Here is a 20,432-nt window from a genome sequence, read left to right as displayed (position 1 = left end):
GTTGTGTTCGCTGCTTAAATGATTCCTGCTTTTTTCCACTCCAGATAGCGTGTTACCCATGCAGCTCCCAGCTCGTGAGGGTGTGAATCCATTATCGAAACTCCAGTTGCACTCAATTGTTCCTGAAGCGCTGTCCGGGTATTTCCGTATTCGACTGTACCGCAGTAGGTGAGCGCCTCCGACATTGTCTGTACTGGAGATTGTCGTACTTCATCGAGCAGTCTTTCACGCAAGTTTGCCACCAGAACCCGATGCTGCTGACTCAGTCTCTTGACCGCAGTCAGCAATTCATCACCGTCGTCGCGCACGTTGGTCACCAGTATCACTAACGCCCGGCGCTTCTGTCGGGTCAGCAAGTGATTGACCGCTGCACAGTAGTCGGCCGGTTTTTGCGAGGTGTCCAGATCATAAACACCGTTGAGCAACACCTTGAGTTGCCCTGCCCCCTTGGCCGGTACAATGAACCGCGGCTGATCACTGGCGAAGGTGGACAGCCCCACCGCATCCCCCTGTCGCAGCGCCACATGACTCAACAGCAGACATGCATTCAACGCATGATCGAAATGCGACAGCTCTCCATCCTGACTGCGCATGTTCCGCCCGCAATCGAGCATGAAAATGATCTGCTGATCCCGTTCGTCTTCGTATTCCCGGGCAATCGGCGTGCGATGGCGGGCGGTGGCTTTCCAGTCGATCTGGCGCAGGCTGTCGCCTTCGCGAAATTCCCGCAGTTGATGAAACTCCATTCCCTGGCCACGGCGTTGGAGCTGGCGTACGCCGAGCTGGCTGAGCCAGTTGTCCACCGCCAGCAACTGGCCGCCGTAGAGGCGGGCGAAGTCGGGGTAGACGCGGGTGTGGCCGGTGAGGTTCAGCAGGCGTTTGCCGGACCACAGGCCGAAGGGGCTTGGCAGGTTGAGTTCGCAGGTTTCGAAGGTGAAGTGGCCGCGTTTGAGCGGGCGCAGGCGATAGCCGATCTGGCTGCGCTGGCCGGGTTGCAGCTCGGTGTCGAGCGGCAGGTTTTCGAAGTTCAGGCCGGCGGGGACGTGGTCGAAAATGTGAATGACCTGAGGCTGATCGAAATCGTGTTCGACTTCCAGCCGGATTTCACTCCAGCGACCCAGTGCCAGGCTGCCGGGCAGTTGCCGATGTACGCGGGGCGAGGGCAGGCGTTTGAGGCGCAGCGCGTCCAGCAGGCTCAGCGCAAACAGCGCCAGCAGCAAACCCCAATTGATCGACAGCAGGCTCGACGGTACTTCCACATCCAGTGCCTGCAAGGTGCCGAGCACAATGCCGATGGCCAGCAGCAATCCCAGCCAGATCAACAATAGACGCGAGGGTTTCACAGGCGCGGCGCCGGCACTTGGTCGAGCAATTGCAGGAGCACCTGGTCGACTTGCAGCCCTTCGATGTCCAGCTCCGGCGCCAGGCGTACCCGGTGACGCAAAACCGCCAGCGCGCAGCCCTTGATGTCGTCGGGCATCACAAATTCGCCACCGCGCAACAGCGCTCGGGCGCGGGCACAGCGCACCAGTGCAATGGAGGCGCGCGGACCCGCACCGAGGGTCAGCCCCGGCCAGCTGCGGGTGCTGCGGGCCAGGCGCACGGCGTAATCGAGTACCTGATCGTCCAATGGCAGATCACTGGCGATGCGTTGCAGGGCCTGCACGTCCCTGGCTTGCAACACGGTGCGCAGCGGTTGCACGTCGAGCATGTCGGCGCGGGTCGAGCGACTGACCTGGCGCACCATGTCCAGTTCCTGCTCGGCGTCGGGGTAATCCATGCGCACCTTGAGCATGAAGCGGTCGAGTTCGGCTTCCGGCAGCGGGTAAGTGCCTTCCTGTTCGATCGGGTTTTGCGTGGCGAGCACCATGAATGGCTGGGCAATCGGCAGGGCGCGGCCTTCGAGGGTGACCTGACGTTCCTGCATCGCTTCGAGCAGTGCGGCTTGAGTCTTGGCCGGGGCGCGGTTGATCTCGTCGGCCAGCAACAAGTGGGTGAACAACGGGCCTTTGCGCAGTTTGAACTGCTCGGTCTGCAGGTCGTAGACCGCATGGCCGGTGACGTCGCTGGGCATCAGATCCGGGGTGAACTGGATGCGGGCGAACTCGCCGCCGAAGCATTTGGCCAGGGCCCGGACCAACAGGGTTTTACCCAGCCCCGGAACACCTTCGAGCAGCACATGGCCACCGGCAATCAGCGCGGTGAGCACGTCGTCGATCACCGGGTTCTGGCCGATCAGTGCTTTTTGCAATTCACCGCGCACCGCCTGGGCCAACTGGCTGGCGCGTTGGCGTTGCTGGGCCACGTGGCCGGGCGAGCCGGGTTCGATGTGTTCGGTCATAGCGAGTTCCTCAGGGCTTGCAGGTGGGCGACCTGACGGCAGAATTCGGCGCTGGACATCCGCCGTTTCGGTGCCGGGCTCAGGGCCTGGCTGATGGCGCGGGTCGGCTGGCGGGTCAGGCGCGACAGGGCCAGCCATTGCTCAGCGACGTTCAATTGGTCAAAACCGGGGTGACGGTGACGGGCACGGTGCATCACGTCTCGCTGCAGGGCTTGCAGCAAGGTCTGCTGGCCGTTGTGACGCAGGATGAAATCGGCACTGGCGCGCAGATGCTCCATCAACTGACGACGACCGCTCGGGGCGGGCAGCTGCACCGGACCGTGGCGCACACCGACATGCCAGAGCCACAGACCAATCAGTACCAGCAGGGCGACGATGGCTTGTGGGAAATAGCGCCAGAGCAGGGTCAGCAGATCGTCGTGTTCGGTGTTGTACAGCAGCGTCACGGCGGTGTCGGCGCTCAGGTACCAAAGCAGCCAGGCATTGTCGTGCTCTGCAATGGCCGGGGTTTTCCACAGGTCGGCATCCGTGACCACGGTGATCGTGCCGTTTCCGTACACCAGTTGCATCATGTGGGTGGCTTTGGCGCTGTTGGCCCAGGCCTGGGCGAGGTTTTTCGGGTCTTCGAGGTGGAACGCGGTGTCGAACCCGGCGTAGGCAGGGGCGTCTTCGTCTTCCAGATAGAGCTTGGTCAGGTCGGGGTAAGGGGCTTCGCCGGCATCCGGCGGCGGGTCTTTCAGATCCTTGCTGAGGGATTGATGCAGTTGCACACGATCGAGCAGCAGGTCATTGCTCTGGCCGGTCTTCTCATCCCATAGCGACTCGGCGACGAACACCAGCCGCCCGCCCGCCCGGGCCCAGTTCAGAACCTGATCGACCTGACGCGCAGTCATGTTCGAGCGGTCGTTGAACAGCAACAGGGTGTGCTGGCGCGGATCGATTTCGGGCAATACGGTCAGGCTTTCGGCAGGGTCGACGTTTATCCCGTGACCGCGCAAAAACATCTCCGCCGCCAGATACGGGTTGGCTTGCGCGGCGGGGGACGGGCCATGATCGACCACGACCTGGTAAGGCGTGGCCTTGAGGTACAGATAAACGCCCAATGCGCCCAACAGAGCGAGGATCAACGCGCCGGCCAGCCAGAGTGCGCGCCGGTTCAACGGGCAGCTCCGTTGCCGAACAGCGTACGCCAGCCATCGCACAATTCCTGTTGCAGGTGCGCCGCCGGGGCGCGGTGCCCGTAGGCCATGTTCTGCCAGTGACCGGTCAGACTGCGGCTGTAGGCGAGCAGGTCGGGATGCTGCAAGTGTTCGATCCGGGCCAGTACTTCGTTTTCGGTGTCGGCAGGTTTCAGGGTCAGGTTGAAGTCGTGCAGCAGATGACTGAGCAGCGCCCGGTACAGCAGGCCGAGCGCCGCACGGGGCTGGGTCTGCCAGAGTTGTTCGGCACGGGCGGCGATGTCGTCGGGCAGGGTTTCCTTGCTCAGGTCGAGACCGAAGGCTTGCTGTGGCACGGGCCGTTTTGTCCGTACCGGCAGTGATGGACGACGGCTGACGAACGTTTGCAGAAGCTCGCGATAGCGCCAGATCAGCCAGCCGATTGCGCCGATCACGACGGCCCACAGCAACACTTCGATCGCCTTGGCCACCCCGTTCAGGTGTTGACCGTTGAGCCAGTCCAGCAAGGTTTTGAGCCATTGTGGGGGAGCGCTTTCCCGGGACTTTTCAGTCGTGGCGGGATCTTCGCCAAAGCGGTAACGGGTAACGGCTTCCTTGTTCTTGAACGGCGGTTGTTCAAGCAAAGCCTGGATGCTGTCGCGGGATGCCTGACTGGTCAGTGGCTGATTCAGAAGTCGTGGCGCATCCGGAGCGGTGGCGGGATCGGCGGCCCATGTGCAAGGCACTCCCGGCAGCAACAGGCCAACCACCAGCAGCAAACCGAGTGCGCTGCTGTTCAGGCGCTGACGCAAGCGGCGGAATACCAGTTCGATGTCCCATGCTTCCAATACCGTGCGCCGGTTCAGATAAAGGCTGAAACCGCAGGCGACGTAGATCGGCTCCCAGATCACCAGCACCAGGGCATAGAATGCATTGGTCAGGTGTTCGAGCCAGCGCCATTCGTGGTCGGCGGCGAAGATCAGGCTCTGCCAGTCCCGGTCGGTTTCTACCTGCTGCGGCAGGAGCAGGTAGAACAGCACCATCAATCCGATCCAGAGGGCGGTTTCCAGATGGACGCCGATGATCGTCAGCCACTGCGCCGCGCCGGCATTGCGTTGCAGCAACACCCGAAGACGTTGCTGGCGGGCTAGGCCACCCAGGCCTTCGAGCTGCACCACCGGCATCAGGAAGCTGCGACTGAAGCTCAGGCGTCGCCAGGTCAGGCTGGCCAGCAGTTGCGGTTTGAGCAGGCGCGGCCATTGGCGTAATGCTTCTTTCAGGGTGGGCGTTTCGCCGAACAGGGCTTTGGACAGGATGTAAAGCGGCAAACGTTCGTAAGCGGGTTTCAGCCACCAGAAGATGAACACCGCGAGCGATGGTGAATCCCACAACAGCAGGCTGAACACCCCAAACAGCGGCAGGGTGAGGATGGCCCAGCTGGTCATCAGCAGACGCCGGTATTGCTGGCTCATGCGCACGCCCAGGTCCATGGCTTCCCATGTGGTACGCGGGCGGATCACCACGGTGGCGTCACTCAGGCGCATGGCGGGTCCTTCCGGCGAACAGCAGATAGGTCGCCACGCAGAGCCAGAGCCCGGCGCCGACCAGGTATTTGGTCTGCGGCGTAACCCCGGTGCGTGATGACCAGTAAGCCTCGATAAACGCGGCGATCAGCAGTAACAGCATCACCCCGCAGATCAGCAGTACGCTCTGGCGCGCCGCACGCTTCAGAGCCTCACCCCGTGTCAGGCGTCCCGGTGCGATCAACGCCCAGCCCAGTTTCAGCCCGGCAGCGCCCGCCAGGGTGATGGCAGTGAGTTCGAACGCACCGTGCCCGATCACGAACGACCAGAAGGTCTGGCCGAAGCCGATTTCACTCAGATGCCCGGCCACGCTGCCGATGATCAGGCCGTTGTAGAACAGGAAAAACCCGCTGCCCACTCCCAGCAGCAAACCGCTGGCGAATGTCTGAAAGGCAATGCCGATGTTGTGCATGATGTAGTAGCCGAACATCACCCAGTTTTCGCTGGCGGCGCGTTCGGCAGTGCGCCCGAGATGGCCGGCGACCGGATCGTACATGCCCTGCATCTCGCGTACCTGCTCGGCGGGAAGCAGGTTGTAGATCAGTTCGGGATTCAGATATACCAGTACGCCGAATCCGATCAGGCTGCCGAAGAACAGCAGCGCGGCGGCCAGCACGACGCGCCATTCGGCCCGTACCAGCCGTGGAAATCCGGCCAGGATAAAGCCCAGCAGATTGGCGCTGAGCCGGCTGCGATGACGGTAAAGCTGTTGATGGCCGCGCAGCACCTGCTGTTGCAGCGAGTCGATGAGAAAACTGCTGTAGCCACGCTCCTGTGCCAGCGCCAGATGCTGACAGAGTCGGCGGTAGGCCTTGGGAAAGTCGGCCACTTGCGAGGTGTCCTTGCCGCGCTCCAGACGTTCGAGGGCGAGGGTGAAACGCTCCCATTCGGCCTTGTGGCGGGTTTCAAAAAGGCTTTGCTTCATGTCGGCCCCAGCAGGCCACGGGCGATGCCATTGAGTTCGCCGACGGCTTTCGGTGCGCTGATGTGCAGTGGCTGGGCCAGCAGCGCCGCGAGTTCATTGACCCGTGCCGTCGACAGTTCGCCCTGGCGCTCGGCAAAGGCGAGCAGGGCGCGTTGTTCGATCAGGGTAAGCGGGACCGGGGAGCGACGAGGCTCGGCATCAGGCAATGACGGACGCTTGAGCGGACGCTCGCTGTAGACCACCAGCGTACCGGCCGCGATGTCACCGAGGCGTTTGAAAGCAGGATGTTGCAGGCAACTGAGGGCGCCGAGGAAATAGCCGAACGGCATCAGATCGACGAAACGCAGCAGATTGCGCAGCAGCGAGGCCGACCAGCCGACTGGCGTGCCGTCGTCGTGCACCACCCGCAAGCCCATCCATTGCTTGCCCGGCGAGCGCCCCTGGCGCAGTACCTCGAACAGGACCATGTACCACCAGCTCACGGCGAACAGCAGCAGTGAACCCAGGCCGATGCCCAGTTGGCCGAGCAGTGCCAGCAGCATGAACAGCAGCCCCAGGATCAGTCCGCGCAACACCAGATCGATGGTGAACGCCACGGCGCGCACCATCAGGCCGGCGGGACGCAGCGGCAGGTCGATGCCTTCCGGCGTTTCGACCTGATGCCGTGTGTCCAGCGGCGGTGTCAGCGTTGCTTTCCCTGGCGGTGCTGTGGTCTCGAGCATGGGCTACCTGATGTTGCCGGATCGGGATGCGAGTGAATCCGATGCTAGCAGCCTCACGGGGGGAAACGACATAACTATGTATCGCCCTTCGCTCAGGCAAATGTGCCTGAATGATGCCGTGCTGGCCGCGACGACGGTCGAACGCCTAGACTTTGCCGATCTTCAGTTCAGGAACCGCCCGTGACTTCCATCTTCTGGTACGACTACGAAACCACCGGCATCAATCCCCGATGTGACCGCCCGTTGCAGGTGGCGGGTATCCGCACCGACCACGATCTCAACGAAATCGACGCGCCGGTCAATCTCTACTGCCGGCCCAGCGAAGATATCCTGCCGCACCCGGCAGCGTGTGCAATCACCGGCATCACCCCGAGCCGTCTTGCCGAACAGGGTTTGAGCGAAGCCGACTTCATGACCCGGGTCCACGCCCAACTCGCCGCTCCCGGCACTTGCGGTGCTGGCTACAACACCTTGCGCTTCGACGACGAGATGACCCGCTACAGCCTGTACCGGAATTTTTTCGATCCCTACGCCCGTGAATGGCAGGGCGGCAACAGTCGCTGGGACCTGATCGATGTGGTGCGTGCCGCCTGTGCGTTGCGTCCCGACGGACTGGTCTGGCCCACCGATGACGAAGGCAGGGTCACGCTCAAGCTCGAACGCCTGACCGCCGCCAATGGCATCGATCACGGCAACGCCCACGAAGCCTTGTCGGACGTGCGCGCCACCATCGCCCTGGCCCGATTGATCCGCGAGAAGCAGCCCCGTTTGTACGACTGGCTGTTTCAGCTGCGCAGCAAACAGAAGGTCCTGGACCAGATTCGTCTGTTGCAACCGATGGTGCACATTTCCGGACGGTTCTCGGCGGCGCGCAGTTTTGTCGGTGTGGTGCTGCCGCTGGCCTGGCACCCGCGCAACAAGAACGCGCTGATTGTCTGTGATCTGTATCTGGACCCGCAGGGCCTGCTCGACCTGGATGCGCAGACCTTGCGTCAGCGCCTGTATACCCGTCGCGACGAGTTGGCCGAGGGCGAACTGCCGGTGCCGCTCAAGCTGATTCACATCAACAAGTGCCCGGTGGTCGCGCCGCTGTCGGTGCTGCGTGTCGAAGATCAGCAGCGTCTGGGGCTGGACATGGCGCTTTATCAGGCCCGAGCATTGCGACTAAGTGACGCACAGCAAGTTTGGAAAGATAAGATCCCGGCGATTTATGCCAGCGAAGATTTCACCCCGAGTGAAGATCCCGAACAACAGTTGTACGACGGATTTATCGGTGATCGTGACCGGCGACTATGTGAGCAAGTGAGGACGGCAGATCCGGCGCAATTGGCACGAGAACATTGGCCGTTCGATGATGAACGTTTGCCTGAATTGTTGTTTCGATATCGAGCGCGTAACTTTCCGGATACGTTGAATTTCGAAGAGCAAGAACGCTGGAAAATCTTTTGCCGGCAACGCTTGTCCGACCCTGAATGGGGCGCCCCTAATACCCTGGAATCTTTTGCAGAGACGGTGGAGCAATGGTTGCTAAATGCGACGCCGATGCAGAGTGAGGTGCTTGTTGAATGGCAGAACTATGCCCAGGCATTACGCAAACGTTTGAATCTTTGAAATCGAACATGTCTGCCACATGAATGACAGGCATAAAAAAACGCCAGCGAATGCTGGCGTTTCCTCTTGTCGCAGGTGCTCTGCGACGGGAGCTGCGGCTTAGCCCAGCAGGGTAGCCCAGCCTTCAACCGCTTCAGCGCCCCACTTGGCTTTCCACTCTTTCAGAGTCTTGTGGTTGCCGCCTTTGGTTTCGATGACTTCGCCGTTGTGCGGGTTTTTGTATTGTTTAACTTTGCGTGCACGCTTGGTGCCGGTAGTTTTTACCGCAGCGCCACGTGGGGCTTTGGTTTTGGAATCCGGATCCAGCAGCGCGATGATGTCGCGCAGGGACTTGGAATATTCACCCATCAGGGTGCGCAGTTTGCCTTCGAATTCCAGCTCCGCTTGCAGTTTGTCGTCTTGCGACAGGTTCTTCAAACGGGCTTGCAGCTCTTTGATTGCTTCTTCTGTGGCGCGATATTCGTTGATCAAGGACATGATTACTACCTTATGTAGGAGTGCACGATGGCAGGGGACAGTGCGGCAATAATAGTCAGGCTGTTTCATCAAGTAAACATTTAGCCAGGCTTTTTATTTGAATTAGTTACGTCGAAAAGCGCTGGTTTGAATGTTCAGTTAAATAATGTGATGCATTCTTCACGAATATTCACAGTCGCCTGTTCGTACATGACGTTTGTCGCGCCAGGATCCTGACGTTTGGTTGTGTCAAAAAAATCTGAGGCGAGTCCCGGCGGGGGCTGGAGCTCATGAATACTGCAGTTTTGTGGCGCAGTCGCTAGAATGGCCGCCTTTGCGAAGTTCTGGAGTTTCCCCCTCATGCGCACTTTTCGGCTGGTGATTTCTTGCCCGGACCGCGTTGGCATCGTTGCCAAAGTCAGTAATTTTCTGGCAGCCCACAATGGCTGGATCACCGAAGCGAGCCACCACTCGGACAATCAGGTCGGCTGGTTCTTCATGCGTCACGAAATCCGTGCCGACTCCCTGCCTTTCGGTATCGAAGTATTGCGCGAGAAGTTTGCGCCGATCGCCGAAGAGTTCTCGATGGACTGGCGCATCACCGACACCGAGCAGAAAAAACGTGTGGTGCTGATGGCCAGCCGCGAATCCCACTGCCTGGCCGATTTGTTGCACCGCTGGCACAGCGATGAGCTGGATTGCGAGATCTCCTGTGTGATTTCCAACCACGATGACCTGCGCAGCATGGTCGAGTGGCACGGCATTCCTTATTACCACGTCCCGGTCAATCCGCAGGACAAGCAACCGGCTTTTGATGAAGTGTCGCGCCTGGTCAAGCAGCACGATGCCGACGTGGTGGTGCTGGCGCGCTACATGCAGATCCTGCCGCCGGACATGTGCCGCGAATATGCGCACAAGGTCATCAACATTCACCACAGCTTCCTGCCGTCGTTCGTCGGCGCCAAACCGTATCATCAGGCGTCGCTGCGCGGCGTGAAGCTGATCGGCGCGACCTGCCACTACGTGACCGAAGAGCTGGACGCCGGTCCGATCATCGAGCAGGACGTGGTGCGTGTCAGCCACAGCGACAGCATCGAAGACATGGTGCGTTTCGGCCGTGACGTCGAGAAAATGGTGCTGGCCCGTGGTCTGCGCTATCACCTGGAAGACCGCGTGCTGGTGCACGGCAACAAGACCGTGGTGTTCTGATCGCAGCTTTGCGGTTGAAAAGTCAGGGGCCTGGGCGTTCAATCGCTCCAGGCCCTTTTTTTTGTCTCAGCCCCGGAGAAAACGTCGATGAGCGATCCACTGGACAAAGCCACTTCCAAAGCACCCGCCACTTTGGGTGAGGGCTGCCTGAGCCGCTATGACCCGGATGACATGACGCCCGAGGACGGCACGGAGTTTCCCGGCGCGGCCGAGTTGTGGGAACAGCTTCAGGAAGAACAGGACGACGTCAGGAAGCCTGTCTGACGCTCAGCAGCTTCTTGAGCAGCGGTCGGCCCAGCATCAACACAAACACCGGGCCACCGACAAGCAGATAGAAATAATAGGTCACCACGCGCCAGATCAGGATCGCCGCGGCGGCGGTGGATTTGCCGACCATCGGAGTCAGCAATGCCGCCGAGGTCAACTCTGCTGCGCCGGCGCCACCCGGCAGCAGGCTGAACTGGCCGGCTCCCAGCGAAAGCATCTGGATCAGAAAGGTCCAGGCCCACTGCAAGTCCGCCCCCAAACCGCGCAACGCCAGATACAGCACGCTGTAACGCAGCAGCCAATGCACGCACGCCAGGGCAAAAACCTTGATCAGGGTCGGCCATGGCAATTTCAGAGCGTCGGTGAAGGCCGCGAGAAAATGCAGCAGCTTGCGTGCCCAGCGTCGCCGCGTGCCCGGTTGAACGTTCAGGCGGGCCAGCAGACGGCCACTCCAGCGAATCAGCAGGCGGTGATAGCGCGCCACCAACACACAACTGAACAGACCGCCGAACAACGACACGGCGCTGACCGTCAGCAGCCATTCCATTCGGTCGCTCAGATGCTGAAACAAGGCATAAATCAGAATCCCGCTCAGGGCACAGAGGAAAAACAGCAGATCGCTCAACTGGTCCATGGCGAATACCGCGCTGCCCCTGGCCGGGCGTACACCGTTGCGAGCCAGCAGCGCCATGATGGTCAGTGGCCCGCCACTGCCGCCGGGCGTGGCGCACCAGGCGAATTCGGCGGCCATCACCACGCCCAGGCTTTTCAGCGGCGTGACCCGGTCTCGCTGATCGCCAAGCAACAGCCGCAGGCGCAAGGTGTTGATGCCCCAGCACAGCAGGACCATGGCGAACATGAGCAACAGCCAGTGCAGCGGAAAGGCTTGCAGGCGTCCCCAGGTTTCGCCGCCGCCCAGCAGAACCGGAATCAGCACTGCGGCCAGCAGGCCGATCAATAACAGCATGCCGCGATTCACGCGGGGAATTCCGGTTGCGTGCCTTGTCGCCCCAGCCAGTCGATCTTGGTCATTGGTTGTCGTCCGTCCGCCAGCAGGCGTTCAAGGGTTTGCCACCAGTAATCCCGGGAAAACCGGTGGCGCATGTCCACCGGATGCAAGCCTAGTCGAATCACCGGTGCCTGGCGCCAGCGTTGTTCACGCCATTCGCTGACCCGTTTCGACAGGCCGCGACGCCAGGGACTGCGTGCGCTCCAGACCAGCCCCGGAGCCTCGACCGGGATGAAGTCCGGCAAGTGATAAAGGTGTTGTGCATCACTGGTGTAGCGCAACGGCAATTCACCCAGTGCCTGACGAGTGCCTTCGCTCATCAGCCAGGCCGGGGCGACGAAACCGTGCAGCGGCCAGTCGTGGCGCCGGAACAGCTCGATGCCCGGGCGAATGCGGGACAGCGCGGCTTCCCGGGACAGCTGAAAAAATTCGCCTTCATGGGTGTAGACCCGGCGCATGAACCAGTCTCGCGGGGTTCGCGGACCGGGCTCGATGTCTTCATGGAAACAGCCGTGCAGGGCCAGTTCGTCACCGCGGGCCACACGTTCGTCGAGCATCCGGTAAAACCGGGGATGGGCATCCACGGCAGCCTGTCGATGGAAGTCCGGTACCACCAGCCACGTCATCGGGATGTTGCCCAACCCGTCAACGGCTTCGACGAAGGCTTGATAGTCGGCCCATGTTGAAGGCGCCACGTCGTGCAGCACCAACAACACGGCAGGCCGCTCGAGGCGCTCAGCCATTGGCCACCTGCGCAGCCGAATCACCGAGCACGGCGTGATAGTGGCCCAGCAGGCTGTCGACCACTCTGTCCCAGGCGTAATGCCGTTCGACATGCTGACGCGCCTGTCGACCCAGGCGTGCGGGATCTCTGCTGAACAGCTCGCGTACGGCATTGGCCATGGCGTGTGGATTGTTCGGTGCACAGAGCAGGCCGCAGGCGTCGTTGACGATTTCCTCGAAGGCCCCGGCCGCCACTGCGACCACCGGTGTGCCGCAGGCCATCGCCTCCAGAATCACCAGACCGAAGGTTTCCTGATCGCCGGCATGCACCAGAGCGTCGGCACTGGCCAGCAAGCGTGCGACTTGCGCTGCCGGGCAGAAATCATCGATCACACTGACGTTGTCGGGAACTGTCGCCGGCATTGCCGAGCCGACCAGCAGCAAGTGATAGCGCGGGCCGAGGCGCTGCATGCATTTGAGCAGCACCGGCAGGTTTTTCTCTTTGGAGCCGCGTCCGGCGAAAATCAGCAGGCGGGCGTCTTCGGCAATGCCCAGTTCTGCTTTCAGCCCAGGGTCACGAGCCTCAGGATGAAAGGTTTGCAGATCCACGCCCAGGGGCTGGACGAAAACATTGCTCACGCCCAGACCGCGCAGCTTGTCGGCCATCACCCGGCTTGGCGCCAGCACCCGGTCAAAGTTGCCGTATAACCGGCTGACATACGCCTCGACATTCGGTGTGACCCAGTGGCCCACGCGGTTGCTCGCCAGCAGCGGCAGATCGGAGTGGTAAAAGCCGATCACCGGTACGTCCAGTTGCCGGCGTGCATCCAGCGCCGCCCAGGCGGTGAGATAGGGATCACCGACTTCGATCAGATCCGGTTGCAAGTCGTGCAGGACGTTGCGCCACGGCGCCAGTCGCAGCGGAAAACGGTAGCCCTTGCCAAAGGGCAGGGCCGGGGCGGGAACCTTGTAAACGCCATCCTGCTCGCCGTAACGCGCGCCAGGGATCAGCAGGCTGTGATGAATGCCGGGTTTGAGCCCCAGACGACGGTGCTTGGCATCCAGATAGGTGCGTACGCCGCCGCTGGCCGGGGCGTAAAACATGGTGATGTCGGCGATGTGCACGTGGAACGGCCCTCCGCTCGTTGATCTCCCTCGGTTGACCTTTATCAAGAATAGATGTTCGGTCGGGATCGAGCAGGGGGCGAAAAGCGCCTGACCCTCTCCGGGGAGGAGAGGGCAGGTTATCGGACTTAAATGCGGAAGCTGCCGACCAGTTGCTTCAGGCGCGAAGCCTGCTGTTCCAGATCCGAACAGGCACGCAAGGTCGCCTGCAGGTTCTCGACGCCTTCCTGGTTCAGCGTGTTGATCTCGGTGATATCGACGTTGATCGACTCGACCACGGCGGTCTGTTCCTCGGTCGCGGTGGCCACCGACTGGTTCATGCCGTCGATTTCGCTGATACGTTGGGTCACGCTGTTCAGGCGCTCGCCGGCGAGATTGGCGATTTCGACGCTGTCCTGGCTGTGGCGCTGGCTGTCGCTCATGGTGCTGACGGATTCCCGGGCGCCGACCTGCAGCTCCTCGATCATGGTCTGCACCTGTTGCGCCGATTCCTGAGTGCGGTGCGCGAGGTTGCGCACTTCGTCCGCTACCACCGCAAAACCGCGACCGGCTTCACCGGCCCGGGCGGCTTCGATGGCGGCGTTGAGCGCCAGCAGGTTGGTCTGCTGGGAAATGCTGGTGATCACTTCCAGGATCTGGCCGATGTTCACGGTCTTGCTGTTCAGCGATTCGATGTTGCTGCTGGAGGCGCTGAGCATGCTCGACAGTTGGTTCATGGCCTTGATGCTGCGATCCACCACTTGCTGGCCGTCTTCGGCCAGGCCACGGGCGTCGCTCGCCTGAGTCGAGGCCTGGGCGGCGTTGCGGGCGATTTCCTGGGCCGCGGCACCGAGCTGATTGATCGCCGCCGCCACGCTGTTGGTGCGCGAAGCTTGCTGGTCGGAGTTGTACATCGACGAGTTGGACGCCGCGACGACTCGCAGCGCGACTTCGTTGACTTGTCCGGTGGCCGACGACACTTCGCGGATCGAACCGTGAATTCGCTCGACGAAACGGTTGAATGCCGTGCCGAGCACACCGAATTCATCCTGGTTCTGAATGGTCAGACGCTTGGTCAGGTCGCCTTCGCCGTCGGCAATGTCTTCCATGGCGCGGGTCATGACATGCAGCGGCTGGATCAGGATACGGATCAGCATGCCGAGCAGGGCGATGATGATCGCCACCGCAATCACGGTCGCGATAACGGCCGAGGTACGGAACTGGCTGAGCATCGAGAAGGCTTTGTCCTTGTCCACCGACAGGCCGATGTACCAGTTCACCGACGGCAGGCCCTTGATCGGGGCGAACGTGACGATGCGGGTCTTGCCGTCGACAGTGACTTCACTGAAATCGCTGCTGATGCGCGGCGTGTCCTGCGGGTAGGCTTCCTTGAGCGACTTCATCACCAGCGCTTTGTCCGGGTGCACCAGGATCTTGCCGTCGGCGCTGACCAGGAATGCGTAGCCCATACCGGAGAAATCCCGGGCGCTGAGGGTGTCGATCAGGGTTTGCAGGCTCAGGTCGCCGCCCACCACACCGACGCTCTGGCCGGCTTTTTTCGCGGCGGTGGCGATGGAAATGATGGTCTGGCCGGTGGCCGCGTCGATGTAGGGTTCGGTCAGGGTCGAGGTGCTGCTGCTTTCGGCACCTTTGTACCAGGGGCGAACCCGTGGATCGAAACCGTCCGGCATCTTCGCGTCCGGACGGATGGTGAAGTGCCCGGTGGCGTCGCCGAGGTAGGACGCCATGAATGTCGAAGTCAGGGCTTTCTGTTCCAGCAGGCTGGCGACGGCGGCCGGCTCGGGATTGATGGCGATGTTCTGTGCCGCGTTCTCGATCAGCAGGATGCGCCCGCTGAGCCAGGTCTGGATGTTGTCGGCAGTGACCTCGCCCATTTCGTTGAGGTAGTTGTTCAGGTCATCGCGAATCGCATTGCGCTGCAGCCAGTCGTTGTACAGCGTGAACGAGGCGAAGGCGGCAATGACGATGAGGGCGGCGGCAAGCAGGATTTTATGGCTGAAGCGTAGATTTTTGTTCATGGCTTGGGGTTCCGCTAAGGTCTTAATGTCCAGCGCGTGCTTTTATAAGAGCGCGCAAAATGGGCAGGGGTGAAAGCTCACTGATATTTCCGTCTCTCCTTAGGGAAATCTCAGACCGGATTTTTGATCGGGTCTCTCATTTCTCTCTATCGGCCATGCTCGACAAAGATTAACTATTGGGTGACCAAATGCCTGACTCTTCGCAACTCGTTATCGGTGCCGATCTTTCCGGGCAACCGATCGCCCAGGCGATGCGCCTGGCCAACCGTCACGGATTGGTGGCCGGCGCGACCGGCACCGGCAAGACCGTTACCCTGCAAAGGCTGGCCGAAGCCTTCAGCGATGCCGGCGTCGCGGTGTTCGCCGCCGACATCAAGGGTGATCTGTGCGGCCTCGGCGCTGCCGGCAACCCTCAGGGCACGGTCGCCGAGCGCATCGCCGGCATGCCGTGGCTCAATTTCCAGTCCAGGGCTTATCCCGTCACCTTGTGGGACATTCACGGTGAGTCCGGTCATCCGCTGCGCACCACGCTGAGCGAAATGGGGCCGTTGCTGATCGGCGCGTTGCTGGAACTGACCGACAGCCAGCAGTCGGCGCTGTACGCGGCGTTCAAGGTCGCGGACCGCGAAGGCTTGTTGCTGCTGGATCTGAAAGACCTGAAAGCGCTGCTCAACCACCTCAAGGACAACCCGCAACTGCTCGGCGAAGACGCGGCGTTGTTCACTGCCGGCTCCAGTCAGGCGTTGTTGCGGCGCCTGGCAGTCCTCGAACAGCAGGGGGCCGAAGCGCTGTTCGGCGAACCGGCGCTGCAACTGGAAGACATCCTGCAACCGACTGCCGACGGTCGTGGGCGGATTCATTTGCTTGATGCCAGTCGTCTGGTGCACGAAGCGCCAAAAGTCTACGCAACGTTCCTGCTGTGGCTGCTCGCCGAGCTGTTCGAGCAGTTGCCGGAGCGGGGCGATGCCGACAAACCGCTGCTGGCGCTGTTTTTCGACGAAGCGCACTTGTTGTTCGGTGATACGCCCAAGGCCTTGCAGGAGCGTCTGGAGCAAGTGGTGCGGTTGATCCGTTCCAAAGGTGTCGGAGTGTATTTTGTCACTCAGTCGCCAAGCGATCTGCCGGATAGCGTGCTGGCGCAGTTGGGCTTGCGGGTGCAGCACGGACTGCGGGCGTTCACCGCCAAGGAGCAGAAATCCTTGCGGGCGGTGGCGGACGGGTTCCGGCCGAATCCGGCGTTCGATACGTTATCGGTGTTGACCGAGCTCGGGATCGGCGAGGCGCTGGTCGGCACCTTGCAGGAAAAGGGCACGCCGGAGATGGTCCAGCGCGTACTGGTGGCACCGCCGCAATCGCGGATCGGGCCTTTGACCGAGACCGAACGCACGGTGCTGATTGCCGGATCGCCGTTCAAGGGGCGGTATGACAAGCCGATCGACCGTGAGTCGGCGTATGAAATCCTGACGGGACGCAAGAACCTGGGGCCTGAAACCGAGGCGATCCCTGGCAAACCGGCGCCAGAGGAGCCGAGTCTGGCGGACAAGGCCGGGGAGTTCCTCGGCACTGCCGCAGGGCAAGCGCTGAAATCGGCGATGCGTCAGGCGGCGAACCAGTTGGGCCGGCAGTTGGTGCGTGGGTTGATGGGATCGTTGCTCGGTGGCAGCAAACGCCGCTGATCGGGAGCGTCAGGGTTTGGTCCTGGCGTGCGCCGCGAGGCGCTCCAGGGCCGCCCGCAGGTTCGGATCGCTGATCCCTTCGGCGGTCGACTGAATGGTCGCGGCGGCATCCGTCGACAGGTCCAGCGTGTGTCCGGTTGTTGCGGGCCGGGTGACGGGAGGGCGCACCGAGAACTTGATCCGCGTCAGGCTGGTGAACTCGTCGAACATCTGCAATTGCCGCAGCAGGCGTTTCTGCTGGTAGCGCAGGCGCGTGGCCCAGTGGCCGTCGGTGACCACCAGCGACAGTTCGCCTTCGCGCCACCTGGCCACATGGCAGTGTTCGCGGGCGGCGGGTTGCAACTGGCTTTCGAGCAGGCGTTGCAGGTGGGCCAGGCGTTGGGCCTGGCCGAGGATGGCTTTCAAAGGCCTGGCTTCGCGTAACAGAACGGCGGGCGCCTTGGCCGTGAGTGGGCGAAATGCCATGATCCAACACCTTATCTGACTGAGGCGCCATGGTAGCAGACGGCTGCCATTTCAATCGCCCATTGCTTTTGTCCCTGCTTTGCCCATTAAATCAACGATTAACTTCTGTCGCCAAAGGCTTGAAGTTGAGCAAAACGTCCCTATTTTAAGTGAGCCCCGTCAAAGCGCAGTGCCAGCATCGTGGAATATCCCCACTTTCCTCACTTCCGTTTCCGGGTAGAATGCTCGTTCGCATGCGGCCATGAGGGCTGCACGGGCGACGCTCACGGGGCCGCCCTCCATCCCTTTAGTGTGGAAGATCCTGCCGATATGTTTGCGCCTTTGTTAAAGAAACTTTTTGGAAGCAAGAACGAGCGTGAAGTCAAACGCATGCTCAAGACGGTGCAGCTCGTCAATGCCTTCGAAGAGAAGATGGTCGCCCTCTCGGACGATCAACTGCGCGCCAAGACCGCAGAGTTCAAGGACCGCATCGCCAAGGGGGAGACCCTCGACAAGCTGTTGCCCGAAGCCTTCGCGGTCGCCCGCGAAGCCGGCAAGCGCGTCATGGGCATGCGCCACTTCGACGTCCAGCTGATCGGCGGCATGACCCTGCATGAAGGCAAGATCGCCGAAATGCGCACCGGTGAAGGCAAGACGCTGGTGGGGACCCTGGGGGTTTACCTCAACGCGCTGTCCGGCAAGGGCGTGCACGTTGTGACCGTGAACGACTACCTGGCCCGCCGAGACGCCAACTGGATGCGTCCGCTGTACGAATTCCTCGGCCTGAGCGTCGGCATCGTGACGCCGTTCCAGCCGCCGGAGGAGAAGCGCGCCGCCTACGCCGCCGACATCACCTACGGCACCAACAACGAATTCGGGTTCGACTACCTGCGCGACAACATGGCGTTCAGCATGGAAGAGAAATTCCAGCGCGAACTCAACTTTGCCGTGATTGACGAAGTCGACTCCATCCTCATCGACGAAGCGCGTACCCCGCTGATCATTTCCGGTCAGGCCGAGGACAGCTCGAAGCTGTACATCGAGATCAACAAACTGATCCCGAAACTCAAGCAGCACGTTGAAGAAGTCGAAGGCGTAGTCACCCAGGAAGGTCATTTCACGGTCGACGAGAAGACCCGTCAGGTCGAACTCAACGAAGCCGGGCACCAGTTCATCGAAGACCAGCTGACCAGTATCGGCCTGCTGGCCGAGGGCGAGAGCCTGTACTCGGCGCACAACCTGAGCCTGCTGACCCACGTCTATGCCGGCCTGCGTGCGCACAAACTGTTCAACCGCAACGTCGAATACATCGTGCAGGACGGCCAGGTCGTTCTGGTCGACGAACACACCGGCCGTACCATGCCGGGTCGTCGTCTGTCCGAAGGCCTGCACCAGGCCATCGAAGCCAAGGAAAACCTGAACATCCAGGCCGAAAGCCAGACCCTGGCTTCGACCACGTTCCAGAACTACTTCCGTCTGTACACCAAACTGTCCGGCATGACCGGTACGGCCGACACCGAAGCGTTCGAATTCCATCAGATCTATGGTCTGCAGGTTGTCGTCATTCCGACCAACAAGCCGTTGGCCCGCAAGGACTACAACGACCTGGTGTTCCTGACCGCCGAAGAGAAATACGCGGCGATCGTCAATGACATCAAGGAAAGCATGGCCGCCGGCCGTCCGGTGCTGGTGGGCACGGCGACCATCGAAACCTCCGAGCACATGTCCGCTTTGCTCGTGAAGGAAGGTATCGAACACAAGGTCCTGAACGCCAAGTTCCACGAAAAGGAAGCCGAGATCATTGCTCAGGCCGGTCGTCCGGGCGCCCTGACCATCGCCACCAACATGGCCGGTCGTGGTACCGACATCCTGTTGGGCGGCAACTGGGAAGTGGAAGTGGCCTCGCTGGAAAACCCGACCCCTGAGCAGATCGCCCAGATCAAGGCCGACTGGCAGAAACGTCACCAGCAAGTGCTGGAATCCGGCGGCCTGCAGGTGATCGCGTCCGAGCGTCACGAATCCCGTCGTATCGACAACCAGCTGCGTGGCCGTGCCGGCCGTCAGGGCGATGCCGGTTCCAGCCGCTTCTACCTGTCGCTGGAAGACAGCCTTATGCGCATTTTCGCCTCCGACCGGGTGAAAAACTTCATGAAGGCCTTGGGCATGCAGCCTGGCGAAGCGATCGAGCACCGCATGGTGACCAACGCCATCGAAAAGGCCCAGCGCAAGGTTGAAGGCCGCAACTTCGACATTCGTAAACAACTGCTGGAATTCGACGACGTCAACAACGAGCAGCGTAAAGTGATCTATCACATGCGCAACACGTTGCTGGCCGCCGACAACATTGGTGAAACCATTGCCGACTTCCGCCAGGACGTACTGAACGCCACCGTCAGCGCCCACATTCCGCCGCAGTCGCTGCCGGAGCAGTGGGATGTGGCCGGTCTGGAAGCCGCGATTGCCAGCGACTTCGGCGTGAAGCTGCCGATCCAGCAATGGCTCGACGAAGACGATCACCTGTACGAGGAAACCCTGCGCGAGAAGCTGATGAACGAGCTGGTCGCCGCGTACAACGAGAAAGAAGACCAGGCCGGCGCCGAAGCACTGCGCACCTTCGAGAAACAGATCGTGCTGCGCGTGCTGGACGACCTGTGGAAAGACCACCTGTCGACCATGGACCACCTGCGTCACGGCATCCACCTGCGCGGTTATGCGCAGAAGAACCCGAAGCAGGAATACAAGCGCGAGTCCTTCACGCTGTTCTCCGAGCTGCTGGATTCGATCAAGCGCGACTCGATCCGTGTGCTGTCGCACGTTCAGGTGCGCCGCGAAGATCCGGCCGAGGAAGAGGCGCGCCTGCGTCAGGAAGCCGAGGCACTGGCCGCTCGCATGCAGTTCGAACACGCCGAAGCCCCGGGGCTGGAGCAGCCGGAAGCACTGGTCGGTGAAGAGGTCGATGTGGCCCTGGCCACCGCACCGGTTCGCAACGAGCAGAAGCTGGGCCGCAACGAACTGTGCTACTGCGGTTCGGGCAAGAAATTCAAGCATTGCCACGGGCAGATCCAGTAAACCCCGTTTCAATCGCTGAAATACCCGCGCCGCGACCGGCATCAGCCGTCGCGGCGTTTTGCCATTTACACCACCGTCACTATGTCTGGCGGTGCTG

General features: G+C 61.3%; 17 protein-coding genes and 1 pseudogene. 5 read left to right on the top strand and 13 right to left on the bottom strand.

From position 1 onward, the window contains the following. Positions 1-14: 14 nt before the first annotated feature. The 6 genes from NWV16_RS22070 to NWV16_RS22045 are packed head-to-tail and all read right to left on the bottom strand — an operon-like array spanning position 15 to position 6,728. On the bottom strand, positions 15-1,343 hold the full coding sequence (locus NWV16_RS22070; RefSeq protein ID WP_260520747.1) for a DUF58 domain-containing protein: 1,329 nt from the start codon (positions 1,341-1,343) through the stop codon (positions 15-17). Continuing rightward, positions 1,340-2,341: an AAA family ATPase gene (locus tag NWV16_RS22065; protein ID WP_260520746.1), complete on the bottom strand. Its 1,002-nt coding sequence runs from the start codon at positions 2,339-2,341 to the stop codon at positions 1,340-1,342. The genes NWV16_RS22070 and NWV16_RS22065 overlap by 4 nt, the downstream gene beginning before the upstream one ends. Next, on the bottom strand, positions 2,338-3,501 hold the full coding sequence (locus NWV16_RS22060; RefSeq protein ID WP_260520745.1) for a DUF4350 domain-containing protein: 1,164 nt from the start codon (positions 3,499-3,501) through the stop codon (positions 2,338-2,340). Before NWV16_RS22060 ends, NWV16_RS22065 begins: the two co-directional genes overlap by 4 nt. Further along, positions 3,498-5,042 (bottom strand): DUF4129 domain-containing protein, encoded by a 1,545-nt coding sequence (locus NWV16_RS22055; protein WP_260520744.1) that lies wholly within the window; start codon positions 5,040-5,042, stop codon positions 3,498-3,500. Before NWV16_RS22055 ends, NWV16_RS22060 begins: the two co-directional genes overlap by 4 nt. Then, entirely contained in the window at positions 5,029-6,006 is a 978-nt protein-coding gene (locus tag NWV16_RS22050; protein WP_260520743.1) for a stage II sporulation protein M, read from the bottom strand. Before NWV16_RS22050 ends, NWV16_RS22055 begins: the two co-directional genes overlap by 14 nt. Then, on the bottom strand, positions 6,003-6,728 hold the full coding sequence (locus NWV16_RS22045; protein WP_260520742.1) for an RDD family protein: 726 nt from the start codon (positions 6,726-6,728) through the stop codon (positions 6,003-6,005). Before NWV16_RS22045 ends, NWV16_RS22050 begins: the two co-directional genes overlap by 4 nt. 180 nt (positions 6,729-6,908) lie before the next feature. Here NWV16_RS22045 and sbcB point away from each other — a divergent pair, with 180 nt between their 5' ends. Further along, positions 6,909-8,339 carry an exodeoxyribonuclease I gene (sbcB, locus tag NWV16_RS22040; RefSeq protein ID WP_260520741.1) on the top strand — a complete coding sequence of 477 codons (1,431 nt, stop codon included), beginning with the start codon at positions 6,909-6,911 and terminating at the stop codon, positions 8,337-8,339. A gap of 99 nt (positions 8,340-8,438) precedes the next feature. Here the strand turns inward: sbcB and mvaT are convergent, their stop codons facing one another. Beyond that, complete coding sequence (mvaT, locus tag NWV16_RS22035; protein WP_260520740.1) at positions 8,439-8,816, bottom strand: histone-like nucleoid-structuring protein MvaT; 378 nt, start codon at positions 8,814-8,816, stop codon at positions 8,439-8,441. Between the two features lie 339 nt (positions 8,817-9,155). On the opposite strand from mvaT, the gene purU reads away from it, so the two are divergent. Together purU and NWV16_RS22025 are read left to right on the top strand one after the other, a co-directional pair. Then, on the top strand, positions 9,156-10,004 hold the full coding sequence (gene purU, locus NWV16_RS22030; protein WP_065258548.1) for a formyltetrahydrofolate deformylase: 849 nt from the start codon (positions 9,156-9,158) through the stop codon (positions 10,002-10,004). Positions 10,005-10,091: 87 nt separating this feature from the next. Continuing rightward, positions 10,092-10,268, top strand: coding sequence for a hypothetical protein (locus NWV16_RS22025; protein ID WP_260520739.1), 177 nt, complete (start codon positions 10,092-10,094; stop codon positions 10,266-10,268). On the opposite strand, the gene NWV16_RS22020 is transcribed toward NWV16_RS22025, so the two are convergent. The 5 genes and pseudogenes from NWV16_RS22020 to NWV16_RS27895 form a co-directional block, all read right to left on the bottom strand. Next, positions 10,252-11,250: a lysylphosphatidylglycerol synthase transmembrane domain-containing protein gene (locus NWV16_RS22020; RefSeq protein ID WP_260520738.1), complete on the bottom strand. Its 999-nt coding sequence runs from the start codon at positions 11,248-11,250 to the stop codon at positions 10,252-10,254. The genes NWV16_RS22025 and NWV16_RS22020 overlap by 17 nt on opposite strands. Next, the gene (locus tag NWV16_RS22015; protein ID WP_260520737.1) at positions 11,247-12,023 is read right to left on the bottom strand and encodes a polysaccharide deacetylase family protein; all 777 of its coding nucleotides are present in this window, start codon (positions 12,021-12,023) and stop codon (positions 11,247-11,249) included. Before NWV16_RS22015 ends, NWV16_RS22020 begins: the two co-directional genes overlap by 4 nt. Then, complete coding sequence (locus tag NWV16_RS22010) at positions 12,016-13,128, bottom strand: glycosyltransferase family 4 protein (RefSeq protein ID WP_260520736.1); 1,113 nt, start codon at positions 13,126-13,128, stop codon at positions 12,016-12,018. The genes NWV16_RS22015 and NWV16_RS22010 overlap by 8 nt, the downstream gene beginning before the upstream one ends. A 128-nt stretch (positions 13,129-13,256) precedes the next feature. Continuing rightward, positions 13,257-14,021, bottom strand: a complete 765-nt coding sequence (locus NWV16_RS27900; RefSeq protein WP_409519394.1) for a methyl-accepting chemotaxis protein — start codon at positions 14,019-14,021, stop codon at positions 13,257-13,259. A 93-nt stretch (positions 14,022-14,114) separates the two neighbouring features. After that, a pseudogene (locus tag NWV16_RS27895) lies at positions 14,115-15,146 on the bottom strand (cache domain-containing protein); the annotation flags it as partial. A gap of 188 nt (positions 15,147-15,334) precedes the next feature. Here NWV16_RS27895 and NWV16_RS22000 point away from each other — a divergent pair. Then, entirely contained in the window at positions 15,335-16,822 is a 1,488-nt protein-coding gene (locus NWV16_RS22000; RefSeq protein WP_260520734.1) for a DUF853 domain-containing protein, read from the top strand. A 9-nt stretch (positions 16,823-16,831) separates the two neighbouring features. On the opposite strand, the gene NWV16_RS21995 is transcribed toward NWV16_RS22000, so the two are convergent. After that, positions 16,832-17,287 (bottom strand): DUF721 domain-containing protein, encoded by a 456-nt coding sequence (locus NWV16_RS21995; protein ID WP_260520733.1) that lies wholly within the window; start codon positions 17,285-17,287, stop codon positions 16,832-16,834. A 309-nt stretch (positions 17,288-17,596) separates the two neighbouring features. On the opposite strand from NWV16_RS21995, the gene secA reads away from it, so the two are divergent. Then, complete coding sequence (secA, locus tag NWV16_RS21990) at positions 17,597-20,335, top strand: preprotein translocase subunit SecA (RefSeq protein WP_260520732.1); 2,739 nt, start codon at positions 17,597-17,599, stop codon at positions 20,333-20,335. Positions 20,336-20,432 lie beyond the last annotated feature (97 nt).

The organism is Pseudomonas sp. BW7P1, from assembly GCF_024981055.1.
Lineage (GTDB): Bacteria > Pseudomonadota > Gammaproteobacteria > Pseudomonadales > Pseudomonadaceae > Aquipseudomonas > Aquipseudomonas bananamidigenes.
Note: the sequence above shows the minus strand (reverse complement) of the source record. Positions and strands in the feature narration are given on the sequence as shown.

Bases quoted from the DNA above. Each gene is read 5' to 3' on its own strand.
- NWV16_RS22025 (WP_260520739.1), top strand. From the start codon at position 10,092: ATGAGCGATCCACTGGACAAAGCCACTTCCAAAGCACCCGCCACTTTG.
- purU (WP_065258548.1), top strand. From the start codon at position 9,156: ATGCGCACTTTTCGGCTGGTGATTTCTTGCCCGGACCGCGTTGGCATC.
- NWV16_RS22045 (WP_260520742.1), bottom strand. From the start codon at position 6,728: ATGCTCGAGACCACAGCACCGCCAGGGAAAGCAACGCTGACACCGCCG.
- NWV16_RS21995 (WP_260520733.1), bottom strand. From the start codon at position 17,287: ATGGCATTTCGCCCACTCACGGCCAAGGCGCCCGCCGTTCTGTTACGC.
- mvaT (WP_260520740.1), bottom strand. From the start codon at position 8,816: ATGTCCTTGATCAACGAATATCGCGCCACAGAAGAAGCAATCAAAGAG.
- NWV16_RS22050 (WP_260520743.1), bottom strand. From the start codon at position 6,006: ATGAAGCAAAGCCTTTTTGAAACCCGCCACAAGGCCGAATGGGAGCGT.
- NWV16_RS22055 (WP_260520744.1), bottom strand. From the start codon at position 5,042: ATGCGCCTGAGTGACGCCACCGTGGTGATCCGCCCGCGTACCACATGG.
- NWV16_RS22000 (WP_260520734.1), top strand. From the start codon at position 15,335: ATGCCTGACTCTTCGCAACTCGTTATCGGTGCCGATCTTTCCGGGCAA.
- NWV16_RS27900 (WP_409519394.1), bottom strand. From the start codon at position 14,021: ATGTACAACTCCGACCAGCAAGCTTCGCGCACCAACAGCGTGGCGGCG.
- secA (WP_260520732.1), top strand. From the start codon at position 17,597: ATGTTTGCGCCTTTGTTAAAGAAACTTTTTGGAAGCAAGAACGAGCGT.
- NWV16_RS22015 (WP_260520737.1), bottom strand. From the start codon at position 12,023: ATGGCTGAGCGCCTCGAGCGGCCTGCCGTGTTGTTGGTGCTGCACGAC.
- NWV16_RS22065 (WP_260520746.1), bottom strand. From the start codon at position 2,341: ATGACCGAACACATCGAACCCGGCTCGCCCGGCCACGTGGCCCAGCAA.